At 73.2% G+C, this 15714-nt stretch carries 12 protein-coding genes; 3 read left to right on the top strand and 9 right to left on the bottom strand.

From position 1 onward, the window contains the following. Positions 1 to 95 precede the first annotated feature (95 nt). The 3 genes from IEZ04_RS16135 (at position 96) to IEZ04_RS16125 (ending at position 4562) form a co-directional block, all read left to right on the top strand. Entirely contained in the window at positions 96 to 1628 is a 1533-nt protein-coding gene (locus IEZ04_RS16135) for a flotillin family protein (protein WP_189217564.1), read from the top strand. A gap of 164 nt (positions 1629 to 1792) precedes the next feature. Further along, positions 1793 to 2839, top strand: a complete 1047-nt coding sequence (locus tag IEZ04_RS16130) for a PucR family transcriptional regulator (protein WP_189217713.1) — start codon at positions 1793 to 1795, stop codon at positions 2837 to 2839. Between the two features lie 928 nt (positions 2840 to 3767). Next, the gene (locus IEZ04_RS16125; RefSeq protein WP_189217563.1) at positions 3768 to 4562 is read left to right on the top strand and encodes an RNA polymerase sigma factor SigF; all 795 of its coding nucleotides are present in this window, start codon (positions 3768 to 3770) and stop codon (positions 4560 to 4562) included. Between the two features lie 193 nt (positions 4563 to 4755). On the opposite strand, the gene IEZ04_RS16120 is transcribed toward IEZ04_RS16125, so the two are convergent. The 9 genes from IEZ04_RS16120 to rhaI form a co-directional block, all read right to left on the bottom strand. Continuing rightward, positions 4756 to 5109: an ANTAR domain-containing protein gene (locus tag IEZ04_RS16120; RefSeq protein ID WP_229821083.1), complete on the bottom strand. Its 354-nt coding sequence runs from the start codon at positions 5107 to 5109 to the stop codon at positions 4756 to 4758. 406 nt (positions 5110 to 5515) lie between these two features. Beyond that, positions 5516 to 6829: an FtsX-like permease family protein gene (locus tag IEZ04_RS16115; RefSeq protein WP_189217561.1), complete on the bottom strand. Its 1314-nt coding sequence runs from the start codon at positions 6827 to 6829 to the stop codon at positions 5516 to 5518. A 3-nt stretch (positions 6830 to 6832) separates the two neighbouring features. After that, positions 6833 to 7684, bottom strand: a complete 852-nt coding sequence (locus IEZ04_RS16110) for an ABC transporter ATP-binding protein (RefSeq protein ID WP_189217560.1) — start codon at positions 7682 to 7684, stop codon at positions 6833 to 6835. Between the two features lie 122 nt (positions 7685 to 7806). Continuing rightward, a complete protein-coding gene (locus IEZ04_RS16105) occupies positions 7807 to 8451 on the bottom strand; it encodes a LutC/YkgG family protein (protein ID WP_189217559.1) in 645 nt (214 codons plus the stop codon). Next, the gene (locus IEZ04_RS16100; RefSeq protein WP_189217558.1) at positions 8448 to 9944 is read right to left on the bottom strand and encodes a lactate utilization protein B; all 1497 of its coding nucleotides are present in this window, start codon (positions 9942 to 9944) and stop codon (positions 8448 to 8450) included. The genes IEZ04_RS16105 and IEZ04_RS16100 overlap by 4 nt, the downstream gene beginning before the upstream one ends. Next, positions 9941 to 10696: a (Fe-S)-binding protein gene (locus tag IEZ04_RS16095; protein WP_189217557.1), complete on the bottom strand. Its 756-nt coding sequence runs from the start codon at positions 10694 to 10696 to the stop codon at positions 9941 to 9943. Before IEZ04_RS16095 ends, IEZ04_RS16100 begins: the two co-directional genes overlap by 4 nt. A 74-nt stretch (positions 10697 to 10770) precedes the next feature. Beyond that, complete coding sequence (locus tag IEZ04_RS16090) at positions 10771 to 12222, bottom strand: rhamnulokinase (RefSeq protein WP_189217712.1); 1452 nt, start codon at positions 12220 to 12222, stop codon at positions 10771 to 10773. A gap of 22 nt (positions 12223 to 12244) precedes the next feature. Beyond that, the gene (locus IEZ04_RS16085) at positions 12245 to 14362 is read right to left on the bottom strand and encodes a bifunctional aldolase/short-chain dehydrogenase (protein WP_268245669.1); all 2118 of its coding nucleotides are present in this window, start codon (positions 14360 to 14362) and stop codon (positions 12245 to 12247) included. 39 nt (positions 14363 to 14401) lie between these two features. After that, complete coding sequence (gene rhaI, locus IEZ04_RS16080; RefSeq protein ID WP_189217555.1) at positions 14402 to 15562, bottom strand: L-rhamnose isomerase; 1161 nt, start codon at positions 15560 to 15562, stop codon at positions 14402 to 14404. Positions 15563 to 15714 lie beyond the last annotated feature (152 nt).

The following is a 15714-nucleotide window of genomic DNA, read 5'->3' as shown; positions in this document are numbered from 1 at the left end:
ACACACGTGGCACCACCACACCACCGTGTCATCGCACCACCGCACCACTCACTCTCATCCACACGCCGTCCCCATGGAGGGCTGAAGGGTTCCGTATGAGTCCAGTCGTCATCGCACTGGCGGGAGTCGTCGTACTCCTCGTCCTCGTCGCACTCGTCGTCGTCACCCGCTACAAGGTCGCGGGGCCCAGCGAGGCGTTCATCGTCACCGGCCGGCGGGGCAAGAAGTCCACCGACCCGGAGACCGGCCGGGTGTTCACCGACAACAGCGGCCAGAAGGTCGTGGTCGGCGGCGGCGTCTTCGTCGTGCCGTTCGTCCAGCAGAAGTTCACCCTCGACCTGTCCTCCCGGCACATCCCGATCGCGGTGCGCGGCGCCGTCACCCTGCGCGGCGTCAAGGCCAACCTGGAGGGCGTCGCCATCGTCAAGGTCGGCGGCACCGAGGACTCCATCCGGGCCGCGGCCCAGCGGTTCCTGATGCAGCAGGACGGCATCGTCGGCTTCACCCAGGAAGTGCTCTCCGGTGCGCTGCGCGCCATCGTCGGCCGGATGTCCGTGGAGGACATCATCCGTGACCGGGCCGCGTTCGCCGGGCAGGTCGCCGAGGAGGCCGAGGCGAGCCTGTCCGGGCAGGGACTGGTCCTGGACGCCTTCCAGATCCAGGACATCACCACCGAGGGCTCCTACCTGGCGGACCTCGGCCGTCCCGAGGCCGCGCGGGCCCGGCAGGAGGCCGACATCGCGGAGGCCGTGGCCCGGCGCGCCGCCGAACAGGCCCGGCTGAAGGCGGAGGAGGAGATCGCCGTCGCCCAGCGGACCTTCGCCCTCAAGCAGGCCGAGATCAAGGCCGAGACCGACGAGGCCGCCGCCCGTGCCGCCGCCGCGGGACCGCTGGCCGAGGCGGCCCGGCAGCAGGACATCCTCGCCGAACAGGAGAAGGTCGCGGAGCGGCAGGCCGCACTGACGGACCGTCAGCTCGACACCCAGGTCCGCAAGCCCGCCGACGCCCAGCGGTACGCCGCCGAACAGGAGGCCGAGGCCAAGCGGGTGGCCCGGGTCAAGCAGGCCGAGGCGGAGCGGCTGGCCGAGATCGCCGCCGCCCAGGCGGAGGCAGAGCGCTCCCGCCTCACCGGTGAGGGCGAGAAGCAGCGCCGCAGCGCGCTGGCGGAGGCCGGGGCCATCGAGGGCCTCAAGCAGGGTGAGGCCGAGCGCGCGAAGCGCGCGGCGATCGCGGAGGCGGTCCGGCTGGAGGGTGACGCGGAGGCCGCGGCCATCACCGCGAGGGGTGCCGCCGAGGCCGAGGCCATGGAGAAGAAGGCCGACGCGTTCGGCCGGTACGGCGACGCGGCCGTGCTCCAGATGCTCGTCGAGGTGCTGCCGCAGGTCGTCGGCAAGGCCGCCGAACCGCTCAGCGCGGTGGACAAGATGACGGTCATCTCCACGGACGGTGCCTCCCAGCTGTCCCGCACCGTCGCCGACAACGTGGCCCAGGGCGTCGAACTGCTGGGCGCCACCACGGGAGTCGACCTCGCCGAACTCCTGAAGGGCATCACCCGGCGCACGACCGAGGGCACCCCGGCCGACGCGGCACCCGGCGACTCCGACGGGCGGATCCCGGTCGGGAGCTGATCCCGCCGTACGCGGTACGGCGGCCGGACGACCCCGGGTGCCGCCCCCGACGGGGGTGGGGGCGGCACCCGGGGTCACGACCCGGCCGTCACCCCGGTTCACCCGGCGCCGAGAATGTGACAGCAGCCGACGACGAGTGGGGAGGGCATGTGGAGGGGCCGGTGATATCCGACGATCACCTGGAGGGGTACGCCCGGATACTGGCGGACGTGTGCGCGACCGGTCGCCGGCTCACACGCGAGGAGCTGGAGTCCCTGCGGAGCCAGGGCGAGCGCGCCGCCGAGGAGGGTCACGGGCTGCGGGGCCTCGTCCGGCAGTACCTCTCCGCGACCCGCGAGATCTGGCCGGGGCTGCCCCGCACGGGCACCGACCGGCTCCTCGCGGCGATCGAGTACGCGGTGGACGCGTTCGCCGAGGGCCACGAACGCGCGCAGAGACTGGCGGTGCGCCAGGAGGAGGCGGCGCGGCGGGAGTTCATCGACGACCTGCTCTACGGCCGCAGCGACCTCGGCCGGCTCGCCGAGCGCGCGGAACGCTTCGGGCTGCTCCTCGCCCGGGCCCACGCGGTCGCCGTGGCCCAGGGCGACCGGCTCGTCGACGACACCGACCCGGTCACCCGGCGGGTGGAGGGCGCGCTGCTGGCCCGGTTCGGCCAGCGCCGCATCCTGCTGACCACCAAGGGCGGGCGGCTCGTGTGCATCGCCCCCGGCGACCAGGACGAGATCCTCGCGTTCTTCGCCAAGCAGGCCCACGCCGCCACCGAGGGCGGGCGGGTCGCCATCGGGCAGGCCCACCCCGGCCCGCGCGGCGTCGTCCGCTCCTACGAACAGGCCCTGAACGCCCTCGACATGGCGGCGCGCCTCGATCTGGACGATCCCGTGCTGCGCGCCGGCGAACTGCTCGTCTACCCCGTCCTCACCCGTGACCGGGAGGCGATGGCCGATCTGGTGCGGGGCACACTGGGCCCGCTGCGGGGGGCCCGGGGCGGCGCCCAGCCGCTGATCGACACGCTCACCGCCTACTTCGACAGCGGCTGTGTCGCCGCGGAGGCGGCCCGCCGGCTCAACCTCAGCGTGCGCGCCCTCACCTACCGGCTCGACCGCATCCGCAAGCTGACCGGCGCCGACCCGTCCGAACCCATGCACCGGTACGCCCTGCAGACCGCGGTCATCGGCGCCCGTCTCCTGGGCTGGCCCGCCAAGGAGCTCTGACCGGCCGGGACGCCAGGAACGGCTCCGCGCCCCCGGACCCCGCCGTGCGCCGAGCGCCGATTCCCCGGCGCCGCCCGTTCGGCGCATCCGAGCGGGCGATCCTTCCGCCGTGCGGCCCCGTGCGGCCCCGGAACTCTCCGGGTGCCCCCGACGTCCACCGAGGTCCGGTCCTCCGTTCGGTTTCCCGGTGTACCGGCCGACTCGGCGCGGCGGACCGGAAGAGACCGGAAGCATCCGGAAGGGGCGACATGACCATCACGTGGCCGGCGGACGCGCCGCGGCAGGCGGCCGGACAGCGGGCCCTGCCCGAGGCGGCCGTCGTACCGGCCGGTCCGCGTGTGCTGGGCGATGTCATCGGCCCCGGTCGGGCGGACCCGGCCCGGTCCGGCGGCGGGGTGGCCGGGAGACCGCACCGCCTCGTGCGGTACAGCCGGGGCGCGGGCGTCGGCGCCCGCTGTTCCGGTTCCGGACGACGCGGGCCGATCCCGCCTCATTCGCCCTGCCCAAGCGGATCCACCCCCTCCTGCACGGCACGGACGCCGGCGGCCGGCGGTCTGCGGGTCGTGCGGCAGGCCGAGCCCCACCAGGCCGTCCGGGTCTCCGATCCGCCGATGCGTACGCCGGCGTCATGTCGCACGTCCGGTCGATTCGCGGTCACGCCCGCACGGGAATAGGCTGTTCTCGACAGTGCAGGAGATCCGGCCTACTGCCCATCGTCATCTACGGAATTCCCCTCCTTGAGGTTTCTGCCGAGATTTCTGCCGGAATTATTTGGCGTGTTCCTGGGGTGGGAATTCCACGTCAGTGCTTCGGACAGGAGGCACGTCCGTGGGAGCTGGTCCGCCAGGCCCCGGGTGTCGCCCCGAACGGTCCGAGCGCGCGCTCCCACGGTGACTCCCGGTCACTCGCGGAGGGAGATGCGACGCCCATGCGCATCACCGTCAGAACGAAGCAACACCCGCACGACGACGCACCCGACACGGCCGAGGCGTTCGAACGGCTACGGGAACTGTCCGACGGCCCCGAGCGCCGGGCGCTGCGTGACGACATCGTCCAGGCGTGGCTGCCGATGGCCGAACGGATAGCGCTTCGTTTCCGAGGCCGCGGAGAGTCCACCGAGGACCTCTGCCAGGTCGCGGCCCTGGGCCTGGTCAAGGCCGTCGACCGCTACGAGCCCGTGCGCGGCAACGCCTTCGAGAGCTACGCCGTCCCCACCATCACCGGAGAGATCAAGCGGCACTTCCGTGACCACATGTGGGTCCTGCACGTGCCGCGCCGCGTCCAGGACCTGCGCAACCGGGTCCGCTCGGCGTCGAAGGAACTGTCCCAGACCGTCTCGGGACGCAGTCCGAGCATCGCCGAGATCGCCGAGCACGCGCACCTCAGCGAGGAGGACGTACTCGTCGGGATGGAGGCGCTCGAATGCTTCAGCGCCCTGTCGCTCGACGCGGAGCTGCAGGGCAGTGACGACGGCTTCTCGCTGGGGGACGCCCTCGGCGGACCGGACGGCGGCTTCGATCTCGTCGTCGACCGGGAGTCCGTCAAACCGTGTCTGCAGTCGCTCCCGGAACGCGAACGCACCATCCTCTACCTGCGCTTCTTCCGCGGCATGACACAGAGCCGCATCGCGGCGCAGCTCGGCATCTCCCAGATGCACGTGTCCCGGCTGATCAGCGGCTGCTGCGCCCGGCTGCGGGAGGAACTGCTCACCGAGTCCGTGTGACCCGCCGGCACTGCCGGCCGGCCGCCCGGCCGGGTCGTGGACCCGGCCGGGCGGCCGATGGCGAGCTCACTGCCGAACCCTCCCGGGAGGGATTCGCCGTAGCGTGCCCGCCGTCCCGGCTAACCAGACCGGCGCAAGCGAAACCCCCCGCGCCCGGGACGAGTGGAACCGGCCGGCTCCGCTCGGGCGGGTCTCAGGTCAGCGGGGGAGCGCCCGGCAGCTGGGTCGGCCCGTACCGGTCGAGCGTGTCCTCCAGCTCGGCACGGATGTCGTCCGGCAGTTCCCCGTCGCGGCCCCAGACGAGGATCAGTTCCGCCACGTTGCGCAGCTTGACGTTCGTGTGCTGCGACACCTCCCGCAGCACCGTCCACCCCTGTTCGGGCGTCACCCGTCCCATGGCGACGATCATGCCGATCGCCTGGTCGACGACGGCGTGGGAGGTGACGGCCTCCTTGAGCTGACCGATCTCCTCCTGCAGGGCGAAGATCCGGTCGACGGCGCCGGCCGTGTCGGCGGAGTCGGTGGCCGTGCCTGTGTCTGCGCACAGGCCGTCGGTGGTGTCGGTGGGTGTCGCGGGGGGCGGGTCGCCCCGTCGGTCCTGTGAGGTCATCGTCTCCCTCGTCCCCTCCGGCCTGACGGAGACCGCCAGTCGTCTCCCCATGGTCCCTCCATGGGAGCCGGTCCTTCCATGGCACTGCGCCGGGCGCCCGACCGCATCTCGGAGAGCCGGAGATGCCTGTGAGCCCCACGTGGACCGAGGACCGGCGCACCTATGACGTGGGACCGTACCCGCCGCGTTCCTGAGGACGCACGGAACCTCGCGGCCGCCCGGACGCCGGGGGAGGCGAGGCCGGTGCCGGCCGGCAGCCGGCGTACCCGGTGTGCCCGACGCACGCGGCCGGGCACACCGGGCCGGCTCCCGCCCGGGCGGCGGACGGCGCATCCGCCCGACGTCACACCGCGGCCGCCACCGCCTCCACCGCCGGAGTGCGCAGGACCCGGCGCGCCGTGACCGCCCCGGTGCCCAGGGTGGCGAGTGCCGCGACCGTCACGACGCCGAGCCAGATGGCCGGGCCCTGGCCCGGCCGGAGCGAGTCCGTCCGGACGAAGGTGTAGGGCAGGAGCCCGGCGAGCCCCGCCACCGTGCCGAGGAGGACGCCGGTCACCGTCATGAGCAGCCCCTCGACGCCGACCGCGCCGAGCACCTGGCCGGGCGTGGCGCCCGCCAGCCGCTGCCGGCCGAACTCACGGCGCCGGTGGACCGTCGCCGCGTACAGGGAGTTGATCAGCATGACACAGGAGAACGCGACGACGATGCCGACCACCACGAGGTTGATGGTCTCCAGGTTCTTCGCCTCGACCGTCTTCACCGCGCCGGACGCCGCCACGGCGTCGTTCTCGACGGCCTGCATGTACAGCGTGGCCATCGCCGTGCCGGCGAAGACGATCAGCGGGATCAGCACCCCGGACACCTCGTCGGCCCGCCGCGGCAGGGTGCGCACGGCCAGCCAGCCGCTCGCCCCCCGCGGGCGCGTCCGGCCGAGGAGCCCCGCCAGCAGCCGCGGCGCGAGCAGCGCGAACCCGATCGAGAGCAGGATCGCCCCACTGGCCGCCGGTGCCATCAGCGCCTCGGCGTCGGAGGGGAACGCGAACGTGGAGCACGCCCCGGCGCCGCCGACGGCCAGGGCGGCGTACGCGAGACGCGTCCGCGCCCGGCCCCGCGGGCCCCCGCGCCGCCGTGTCGCCCGCCGGACGGCGAGCAGCGCGGCGCCCGTCGCGGCGAGCACCGTGGTGCCGGCGCCCGCCACCAGGGCGACGGGCCCGAAGGAGTACGCCACGGAGTCCGCGACCTGGCCGGTGTCCTTGAACAGGCGCAGCAGCAGCCGCCCGCCGAGCATCCCGGGCAGGGCGGCGAGGACGGTGCCGGCCAGGGCGACGGCCGCCGCCTCGCCCACCACCATCCGCCCGGTCTGCCCGGGGGTCGCCCCCGAGCGGCGCAGCAGCTCGATCTCCGCCGCACGCTGCCGGACGGTGACCGTCAGCGTGGACGCCACCGCGAAGAAGACCAGCAGCGTGCCGTACCCGCCGACGACGCCCGCCACGAGGGACAGCGTCTCCCGGCTCACCCCGTCGACCCCGGGCCGCGCCGCCGTGTCGTGCAGCGAGTTGAACGCCATGGTGATCGCCGCGCCCAGGAACGCCGACAGCAGCGTCGCCAGGAAGCGTCCCGGCCGGTGCCGGACCGACCGCATCGCCAGTGCGAACATCCCTCACACCCCCGTCCGCGGACCGCCGCCGCGCACATCACGGCGGTGCGCCTCGTGCGCCTCGTGCGCCGCCTCGTCGCCGAGGTGCACGAGACGCTCCGCGACCGCTTCCACGCTCGGGGCGTGCAGCGTCCCCGCGAGCCGTCCGTCGGCGAGGAACACCACCTGGTCCGCGTACGAGGCGGCCACCGGGTCGTGGGTCACCATCACCACGGTGCGGCCGTGCACCCGTACCGCGTCCCGGAGCAGCTCCAGCACCTCCCGCGCGCTGCGCGTGTCGAGCGCGCCCGTCGGCTCGTCCGCGAAGACGACGCGCGGCTCGGTGACCAGCGCCCGCGCGATCGCGACCCGCTGCCGCTGTCCGCCCGACAGCTGGTCGGGGAGGTGCCCGAGCCGGTCGCCGAGCCCCACGGCCGCCAGTGTCTCCCGGGTCCGGCGACGGTCCACGCGCCGCCCGGCGAGCTTCAGCGGCAGCACCGTGTTCTGCTCCACGGTGAGCGTCGGCAGCAGGTTGTACTGCTGGAACACGAACCCGATGCGCTCCCGGCGCCACCGCGTGAGCGCCGCCTCGCCGTTGCCGCTCAGCTCCGTGCCGTCGACCATGACGATCCCGCGGTCCGGCCGGTCGAGTCCGGCCGCGCACTGCAGCAGCGTGGACTTGCCCGAGCCCGAGGGCCCCATCACCGCGGTGAACGTGCCCCGCGCCAGGCCGAGCGTCACCCCGTCCAGCGCGGTGACGGCACTCTCGTCACTGCCGTACGTCCGGCCGACCCCGACCAGCCGGAGCGCCTCACCGGCTGGTTCGCGGCCGTTCGTGCGTGATGTGCCCGACCGTGCTGCGCTGCGGCGAAACATTTCCGATCCTCCCCGTCCGGCACGCCCTGTGCCTCGTGACACGACGCTACGGAGAGGACGGCCGCGTCACACGGGGCGCAGGACCCGTCTTCGGGGGTGTACCCGGTGACACCCCGGCTCGTTCATCCGCCGACGAGCACCACTTCCAGCGTGCGCGGCCCGTGCACCCCCTCCACCCGGTCCAGCTCGATGTCGCTGGTCGCGGACGGACCGGAGATCCACGTCAGGGGGCGGCCCGGGGAGAGGCGTTCGAGTGCCTGCGGTACGGAGGAGACGACCTGGTCCGGGACCCGGACGACACAGATGTGGTGGTCGGGTACGAGTGTGATGCGGCGGCGGCCCTGGTCGGGGGAGCCGTCGAGCACGATCGTGCCGGTCTCGGCGACGGCGACGGCGCAGCCGGTCACCACGCTGTCGACGCGGTCGAGCTCGTGCGGGGTGCTCTCCGCCCGGTCCTGGACGCGGGTCGCGTCGGCCGACGCCAGCCAGTGCGGCGGCAGCCCGGGCGGCACCAGCACGGTCCGCGACCCCCGCCCGGCCAGCAGCCGCGCCAGCAGTTCCGGCAGCTCCCCGTCCGTGCAGCGGTGCACGAGCGCCCGGTAGTCCGCCAGGTTCTCGGCCAGCAGCCCGACCGTCCGCCCGACGCTCCGGTCGCCGTGCTCGCGCAGATAGCCGCGGTCGACGGCCTCCTCGTACGGCCCGTCGTCCCGTCGTACGTCCGCGAGGGCGCGCCGCACCCGCCCGAGGATCAGTTCCCTGCTGCTCACTTCGCGCCGTCCTTCCCGCCGTGCGTGCGCTGCCACCAGTCGCGGAACGGTTCCGCCGGTACCGGCGGCAGCTCCCGGCTCGCGCTCCACGCCTTCCCCGGGCCCGGCAGCGTCCGCGGATGGAACCTGCGGGTACGGGAGGCCAGGCGCTGCCCGGCGCGCAGGGCGCCCGGCCGGCCGAACGCCCAGCGGGCCGCGCGCATCGCCGCCCGCTCGGCCGCGTGCCCCTTCGCGGGCTTCAGCAGCACCTTGGCGCCCCGCTCGGTGACGACCCCGCCCTGCACGACCCGCTCCCGCAGGTGCACCAGCACCTCGGGGATGTCGATCGCGACCGGACACACCTCGTAGCACGCCCCGCACAGCGAGGAGGCGTACGGCAGGGACGCGTCGATCTCGCTCCGCGTGCCCCGGAGCTGGGGGCTGAGGATGGCGCCGATCGGGCCGGGGTAGACCGAGCCGTACGCGTGGCCGCCCGCCCGCTCGTACACCGGGCACACGTTGAGACACGCCGAGCAGCGGATGCAGCGCAGGGCCTGGCGGCCGACCTCGTCGGCGAGGGTGTCGGTGCGGCCGTTGTCGAGCAGGACGAGGTGGAAGGTCCGCGGGCCGTCGGCGGTCGCGGCCCCGTCGACGTCGCTCGTGCCCGTCCACATCGACGTGTACGGGTTCATCCGCTCGGCCGTCGAGGAGCGGGGGAGCGTCTGGAGGAACACCTCCAGGTCCCGCCAGGTGGGCACGATCTTCTCGATGCCGACGACCGAGATCAGCGTCTCGGGCAGGGTCAGGCACATCCGCCCGTTGCCCTCGGACTCCACGACCACCAGCGTGCCGGTCTCCGCGACCATGAAGTTGGCGCCGGAGATGCCGACCTTGGCGCGCAGGAACTTCTCCCGCAGGTGCAGCCGGGCGGCCTCGGCCAGCGCGGCGGGCGTGTCCGTGAGCCCGTCTGGCGCCGGGCGGCCCCACTCGCCCATCTCGGAGCGGAAGATGTCGCGGATCTCGCCGCGGTTGCGGTGGATGGCGGGGACGAGGATGTGCGAGGGCCGGTCCTTGCCGAGCTGCACGATCAGCTCGGCGAGGTCGGTCTCGTAGGCGCGGATGCCCTCGGCCTCCAGGGCCTCGTTCAGACCGGTCTCCTGCGTGGCCATCGACTTGACCTTGACGACCTCCGACTCGCCGGTCGCCTTCACCAGGTCCGCCACGATCCGGTTGGCCTCGTCGGCGTCGGCGGCCCAGTGCACGGTCCCGCCCGCCGCCGTCACCGCCTCCTCCAGCTGTACCAGGTACCGGTCCAGGTGACGGAGGGTGTGGTCCTTGATCTGCTTCCCGGCCTCGCGCAGCGCCGCCCAGTCCGCGACCTCGGCGACCGCCTTCGCGCGCTTGGCCCGGATCGTGGCCGTGGCGTGCCGGAGGTTGCCCCGCAGGGTGGTGTCGTGGACGGCTTCGCGCGCCGCCTCCGGGAAGGCCGGCATACCGACGAAAGTGCCGCTCATGCCGCGGGCTCCTCCTCCGTGCTCGCCAGGATCTCCGCGATGTGCACCGGCCGCATCCCGGTCCGCAGCCGGGTCATCGTGCCGCCGATGTGCATCAGACAGGAGTTGTCGGCCGCGCACAGCACCTCCGCGCCCGTCGAGGCGGCGTTGCGCACCTTGTCCGCGCCCATCGCCGCCGACACCTCCGGGTTCTTCAGCGCGAAGGTGCCGCCGAACCCGCAGCACTCCTCGGCGCCCGGCAGTTCCACCAGCTCCAGCCCCTTCACGGCCCGAAGCAGCCGCCGGGGCCGGTCGCCGAGTCCCAGCACGCGCAGCCCGTGGCAGGTCGGGTGGTAGGTCACCGTGTGCGGGTAGTACGCCCCGACGTCCGTCACGCCCAGCACGTCCACCAGGAACTCCGTCAGTTCGTAGGTCTTGGGCACCACGGGTGCCAGCGTGGCCGCGAGCGTGTCCCCGTACCCCTCGGCGCGTGCCCGCTCACCCATGCGCGGGTACAGCTCCCGCACCATCGCGCCGCAGGACCCGGACGGCGTCACGATCGCGTCGTACCCGCCGAACACCTCGGCGTACCGCCGGGCCAGCGGCTCGGCCTCGTGCCGGTACCCCGTGTTGTAGTGGGCCTGCCCGCAGCAGGTCTGCCCCACGGGGAAGTCGACGTCGACACCGAGCCTGTTCAGCAGTCGCACCGCGGCGCGCCCGGTGTCCGGATAGAGCGTGTCGTTGACACAGGTCAGGAACAGGGCGACACGCATCGCGGCTCCTTCTGCGGTCGATCATGGATTGGGTTGCAGGGTAGTGCGCGTCCGGGGGACCGGTAAGCCCCCGTTCACGGTCCGGCGAGCCGGGCCTGTGCCTCGTCCCACCGCGCCGCGTCCCCCCGGGGTCCGTACCGCTTCAGCGGCTGGGTGCGCGCGAGCAGGGCGCGCATCTCCGCGCGGTCGCCCACCAGGCCCTGGGCGCGGGCCTGAACGAGGACGTTGCCGAGCGCCGCCGCCTCCGCCGGGCCCGCCACCACCGGCAGCCCGCAGGCGTCGGCGGTCAGCCGGCACAGCAGCTCGTTGCGGGCGCCGCCGCCGACGACGTGCACCACGTCCACGGGGTGACCGGCGAGCTCCTGGGCCTCCGCGACCGCCCGGCGGTGGGCGAGGGCCAGCGAGTCGAGGATGCAGCGGGTGATCTCGGCGGGCGTGCCGGGCACCGGCTGCCCCGACGCCCGGCACGCCCGAGCGATCCGCCCGGGCATCCCGCCGGGCGCCAGGAACGCCGCGTCGCCCGCGTCCACCACCGAGCGCAGCGCCGGCACCGCGTCCGCCGCGCGCAGCAGCTCCCCGAGGTCCGGGGCGCCCCATTCCCGTACGCACTCCTGGAGCAGCCACAGCCCCATGATGTTGCGCAGGTAGCGGACGGTGCCGTCCAGCCCCAGCTCGTTGGTGAAGTTGGCCGCCCGGCTCGCCTCGGTGAGCACGGGCGCGTCCAGTTCCAGACCGGCGAGGGACCAGGTGCCGGTGCAGATGTACGCGAAGCGCTCACCGGCCGCGGGGACGGCGGCCACCGCCGACGCGGTGTCGTGCGAACCGACCGTCGTGACCGGCACCGGGCCCGTCAGCCCGGTCTCCTCCAGCACCCGTGGCAGCAGCACACCGGCCGGATCGCCGGGCTGCCGCAGCGGCGGGAACAGCGCCAGGTCGATGCCGAGGCGGGCCGCCACGTCGTACGACCAGTCGCGGGTGCGCGGGTCGACGAGCTGGGTGGTGGAGGCGTTGGTGAGCTCGGTGCCCTGCTCGCCCGTGAGCCAGTACGCCAGCAGGTCTGGGACGAGCAGCAGGCGCCGCGCCTGTGCCAGCTGGGCCGTCGGTCCGGACGCGACCAGCTGGTACAGGGTGTTGAAGGGCGCGTACTGCAGACCGGTCGACGCGTACAGCTCGGGGGCGGGCACGGCGGCCCACACCTTCTCCGCGACGCCCTCGGTCCGGCCGTCCCGGTAGTGCACGGGGTTGCCGAGCAGGGCCCCGTCCGCGTCCAGCAGCCCGTAGTCCACGGCCCAGCCGTCGATGCCGACGGAGTCGAGCCGTCCACCGCACCGGACACCGGCCGCCCGCAGCCCGTCCAGCACACCGGCGTACAGCCCGAGCACGTCCCAGCGCAGCCCCTCGGGCACCCGGACCGGCCGGTTGGGGAAGCGGTGGGCCTCGGTCAGCTCCAGGGAGCCGGGGCCGACGCGGCCGACCATGACGCGCCCGCTGGACGCGCCGAGGTCGACCGCGGCGTACGACTTCACGTCCGTCACGCCGTCGCTCCCGTCACCGCAGGAACGCGGCGGCGACGCCCGCGTCCACCGGGACGTGCAGACCGGTGGTGTGCGTCAGGTCCCCGCCGGTCAGCGCGAACACCGCGTTGGCGACGTGCTCCGGCAGCACCTCCCGCTTGAGGATGGTCCGCTGGGCGTAGAACTCGCCGAGCCTCTCCTCCTCCACCCCGTACACGGCGGCCCGCTGGGCACCCCAGCCGCCCGCGAAGATGCCCGAACCGCGCACCACGCCGTCGGGGTTGACGCCGTTGACCCGGATGCCGTGCCCGCCCAGCTCGGCGGCGAGCAGCCGGACCTGGTGGGCCTGGTCGGCCTTGGTGGCGGAGTAGGCGATGTTGTTCGGGCCGGCGAACACGGCGTTCTTGGACGCGATGTAGACGATGTCGCCGCCGAGCTTCTGGGCGATCATCACCCGGGCGGCCTCCCGCGACACCAGGAACGAACCGCGGGCCATGATGTCGTGCTGGAGGTCCCAGTCCTTCGTGGTCGTCTCCAGCAGCGGCTTGGAGATGGAGATCCCCGCGTTGTTGACGACGAGGTCGACACCGCCGAAGGCGAGCACGGCCGCCTTGAACGCCTCCGCTATCTGCTCCTCGTCCGTCACGTCGACGGTCACCGCGACGGCCTTGTCGGGGCCGCCGAGCTCCTCCGCGACCGCCGCGGCGCCCTCGGCGTTCAGGTCCGCGACGACGACGCACGCGCCCTCGGCCACCAGCCGGTGCGCGATCGCCTTCCCGATCCCGCTGCCCGCTCCCGTCACCAGCGCCACACGCGTCGCGAGCGGTTTCGGCTCGGGCATCCGCTGGAGCTTGGCCTCCTCCAGTGCCCAGTACTCGATGCGGAACTTCTCGGACTCCTCGATCGGCGCGTACGCCGAGACGGCCTCGGCGCCCCGCATCACGTTGATCGCGTTGACGTAGAACTCGCCCGCCACCCGCGCGGTCTGCTTGTCCTTGCCGAAGCTGAACATGCCGACACCCGGAATCAGCACGATCGCCGGGTCGGCGCCGCGCATGGCGGGGGAGTCCGGCTCGGCGTGCCGCTCGTAGTAGGCGGCGTACTCGGCGCGGTACTCGGCGTGCAGCTCGGTGAGCCGCGCGACCGCGTCCTCCAGCGGGGCGGACGGCGGCAGGTCCAGGACGAGCGGCCGGACCTTCGTGCGCAGGAAGTGGTCGGGGCAGGAGGTGCCGAGGGCGGCGAGCCGCGGGTGCTCGGCGCGCGCGAGGAAGTCGAGCACGACGTCGGTGTCGGTGAAGTGCCCGACCTGCGGCCTGTCCTGCGAGGCGATCGCCCGCACGTACGGCGCCAGCGCGGCGGCCCGCTCCCGGCGCCCGTCCTCGTCGAGCGGGCCGTACCCGGCCAGCAGCGGTCCGAACGGCTCGGCCTTCCCCCGCCCGGCGAGGAACCGCTCGGCGGTACGGATGATGTGCAGCGAGTTCCGCTCGCACTCCTCGGCGGTGTCGCCCCACGCCGTGATGCCGTGCCCGCCGAGGATGCAGCCGATCGCCTGCGGGTTGGCCTCCTTGACGGCCGCGATGTCCAGCCCCAGCTGGAAGCCGGGCCGGCGCCACGGCACCCACACCACGCTGTCGCCGAAACACTCGGCGGTCAGCTTCTCGCCGTCGGCGGCGCAGGCGAGCGCGATCCCGGAGTCCGGGTGCAGATGGTCCACGTGGGCCGCGTCCACGAGGCCGTGCATCGCGGTGTCGATGGAGGGGGCCGCACCGCCCTTGCCGTGCAGGCAGTAGTCGAACGCGGCCACCATCTCGTCCTCGCGCTCCACACCGGGGTACACCTCGGTGAGCGCCCGCAGCCGGTCCAGCCGCAGCACGGCGAGCCCGGCCTCGGTGAGCGTGCCGAGGTCGCCGCCCGACCCCTTGACCCACATCAGCTCGACGTCACCGCCGGTCACGGGATCGGTGTCGGTGCCCTTGGCGGACGCGTTGCCGCCGGCGTAGTTGGTGTTGCGGGGGTCGGAGCCGAGCCGGTGGGAGCGGGAGAGGAGAGCGGAGGCTTCGGGGTGGGGTGCCATGGTGTCATCGGTCCTTGTCTGGAAGGGTGCGGAAGGCGCCTGGATAAGGGGCGCGGGGAACTGCGCGACCAGCCGCATACGGCCCGCGGTCGCCGGAGGGAAGAGCCGGGCGGATGCTCAGGCCCCCCACCCCGCCTGCTGCCCTCCGATCCGCTCAGCCACGATCTTCTCCCCCCACCCGGACCGCGAGTACGCCCCCAGGGGATCGGGGTCCAACCCCATCTCCTCCCGCACCTCCCGAAGCAACGGCCGCACATCCGTGTTGAACGCGTCCATCAGCACGGCATTGGCACCCAGCACATCCCCACCCCGCTGAGCCGCGGCCAGCGCCTCCTGGTCCACCAGCAGCGCCTTGGCCGTCGCCTCCTGCACGTTCATCACCGAGCGGATGATCGCCGGAATCTTGGCCTCCAGGTTGTGGCACTGGTCGAGCATGAACGCGACGTCGGGCGTGAACCCGCCCCCGCGCACCACCTCGTACATGATCCGGAACAGCTGGAAGGGATCGGCCGCCCCCACCATCAGGTCGTCGTCCGCGTAGAAGCGGGAGTTGAAGTCGAACCCGCCGAGCTTCCCCTCGCGCAGCAGTGTCGCCACGATGAACTCGATGTTGGTGCCGGGCGCGTGGTGCCCGGTGTCGACCACGACCTGCGCCTTCGGCCCGAGCTTGAGGCAGTGGGCGTACGCGGTGCCCCAGTCGGGGACGTCCGTCGTGTAGAAGGCGGGCTCGAAGAACTTGTACTCCAGCAGCATCCGCTGGTTCTCGCCGAGCCGCTCGTACACCTCGGCCAGGGCCTCCGCGAGCCGGTCCTGCCGGTCACGGACGTCGTCCTGGCCGGGGTAGTTGGTCCCGTCGGCGAACCACAGTTTCAGGTCCGTGGAACCGGTCGCGTCCATGATGTCGACGCACTCCAGCAGGTGGCCGACGGCCTTGCGGCGCACGGCCGCGTCCGGGTGGCAGACGCTGCCCAGCTTGTAGTCGTCGTCCTGGAAGGTGTTGGAGTTGATCGCGCCCAGCCGTACGCCGTGCTCCTCGGCGAACCTGCCGAGCGCGGCGTAGTCGTCGACCTTGTCCCACGGGATGTGCAGGGCGACGGTCGGCGCGACGCCCGTGAACTCGTGCACCTTCGCCGCGTCCTCCAGTTTCTCCTGGGGTGTGCGGGGGACGCCCTGTTGCGCGAACACCTTGAAGCGGGTCCCCGAGTTCCCGTACGCCCACGACGGCGTCTCGACGGCCTGGGTCTTGAGGGCGGACTTCACCGCGGCGAGCTCGGTCACTTCAGTGCTCCTGTGGACTGGGTACTGGGAACAAGGGTTCTGAAACGATTCAGATGCCGAAGCTAGGAGCCTGCTGAAAGGCTGTCAACCCCTCCCGCGCGCACTGCCGTCGACGACTCTTCTGCGGGCTTGTCTCCGCGACAAGTGATCGA

This window comes from Streptomyces ruber (genome assembly GCF_014648075.1).
GTDB classification, from domain to species: Bacteria; Actinomycetota; Actinomycetes; order Streptomycetales; family Streptomycetaceae; genus Streptomyces; species Streptomyces ruber.
This window is presented reverse-complemented; position numbering and strand designations above follow the sequence as displayed.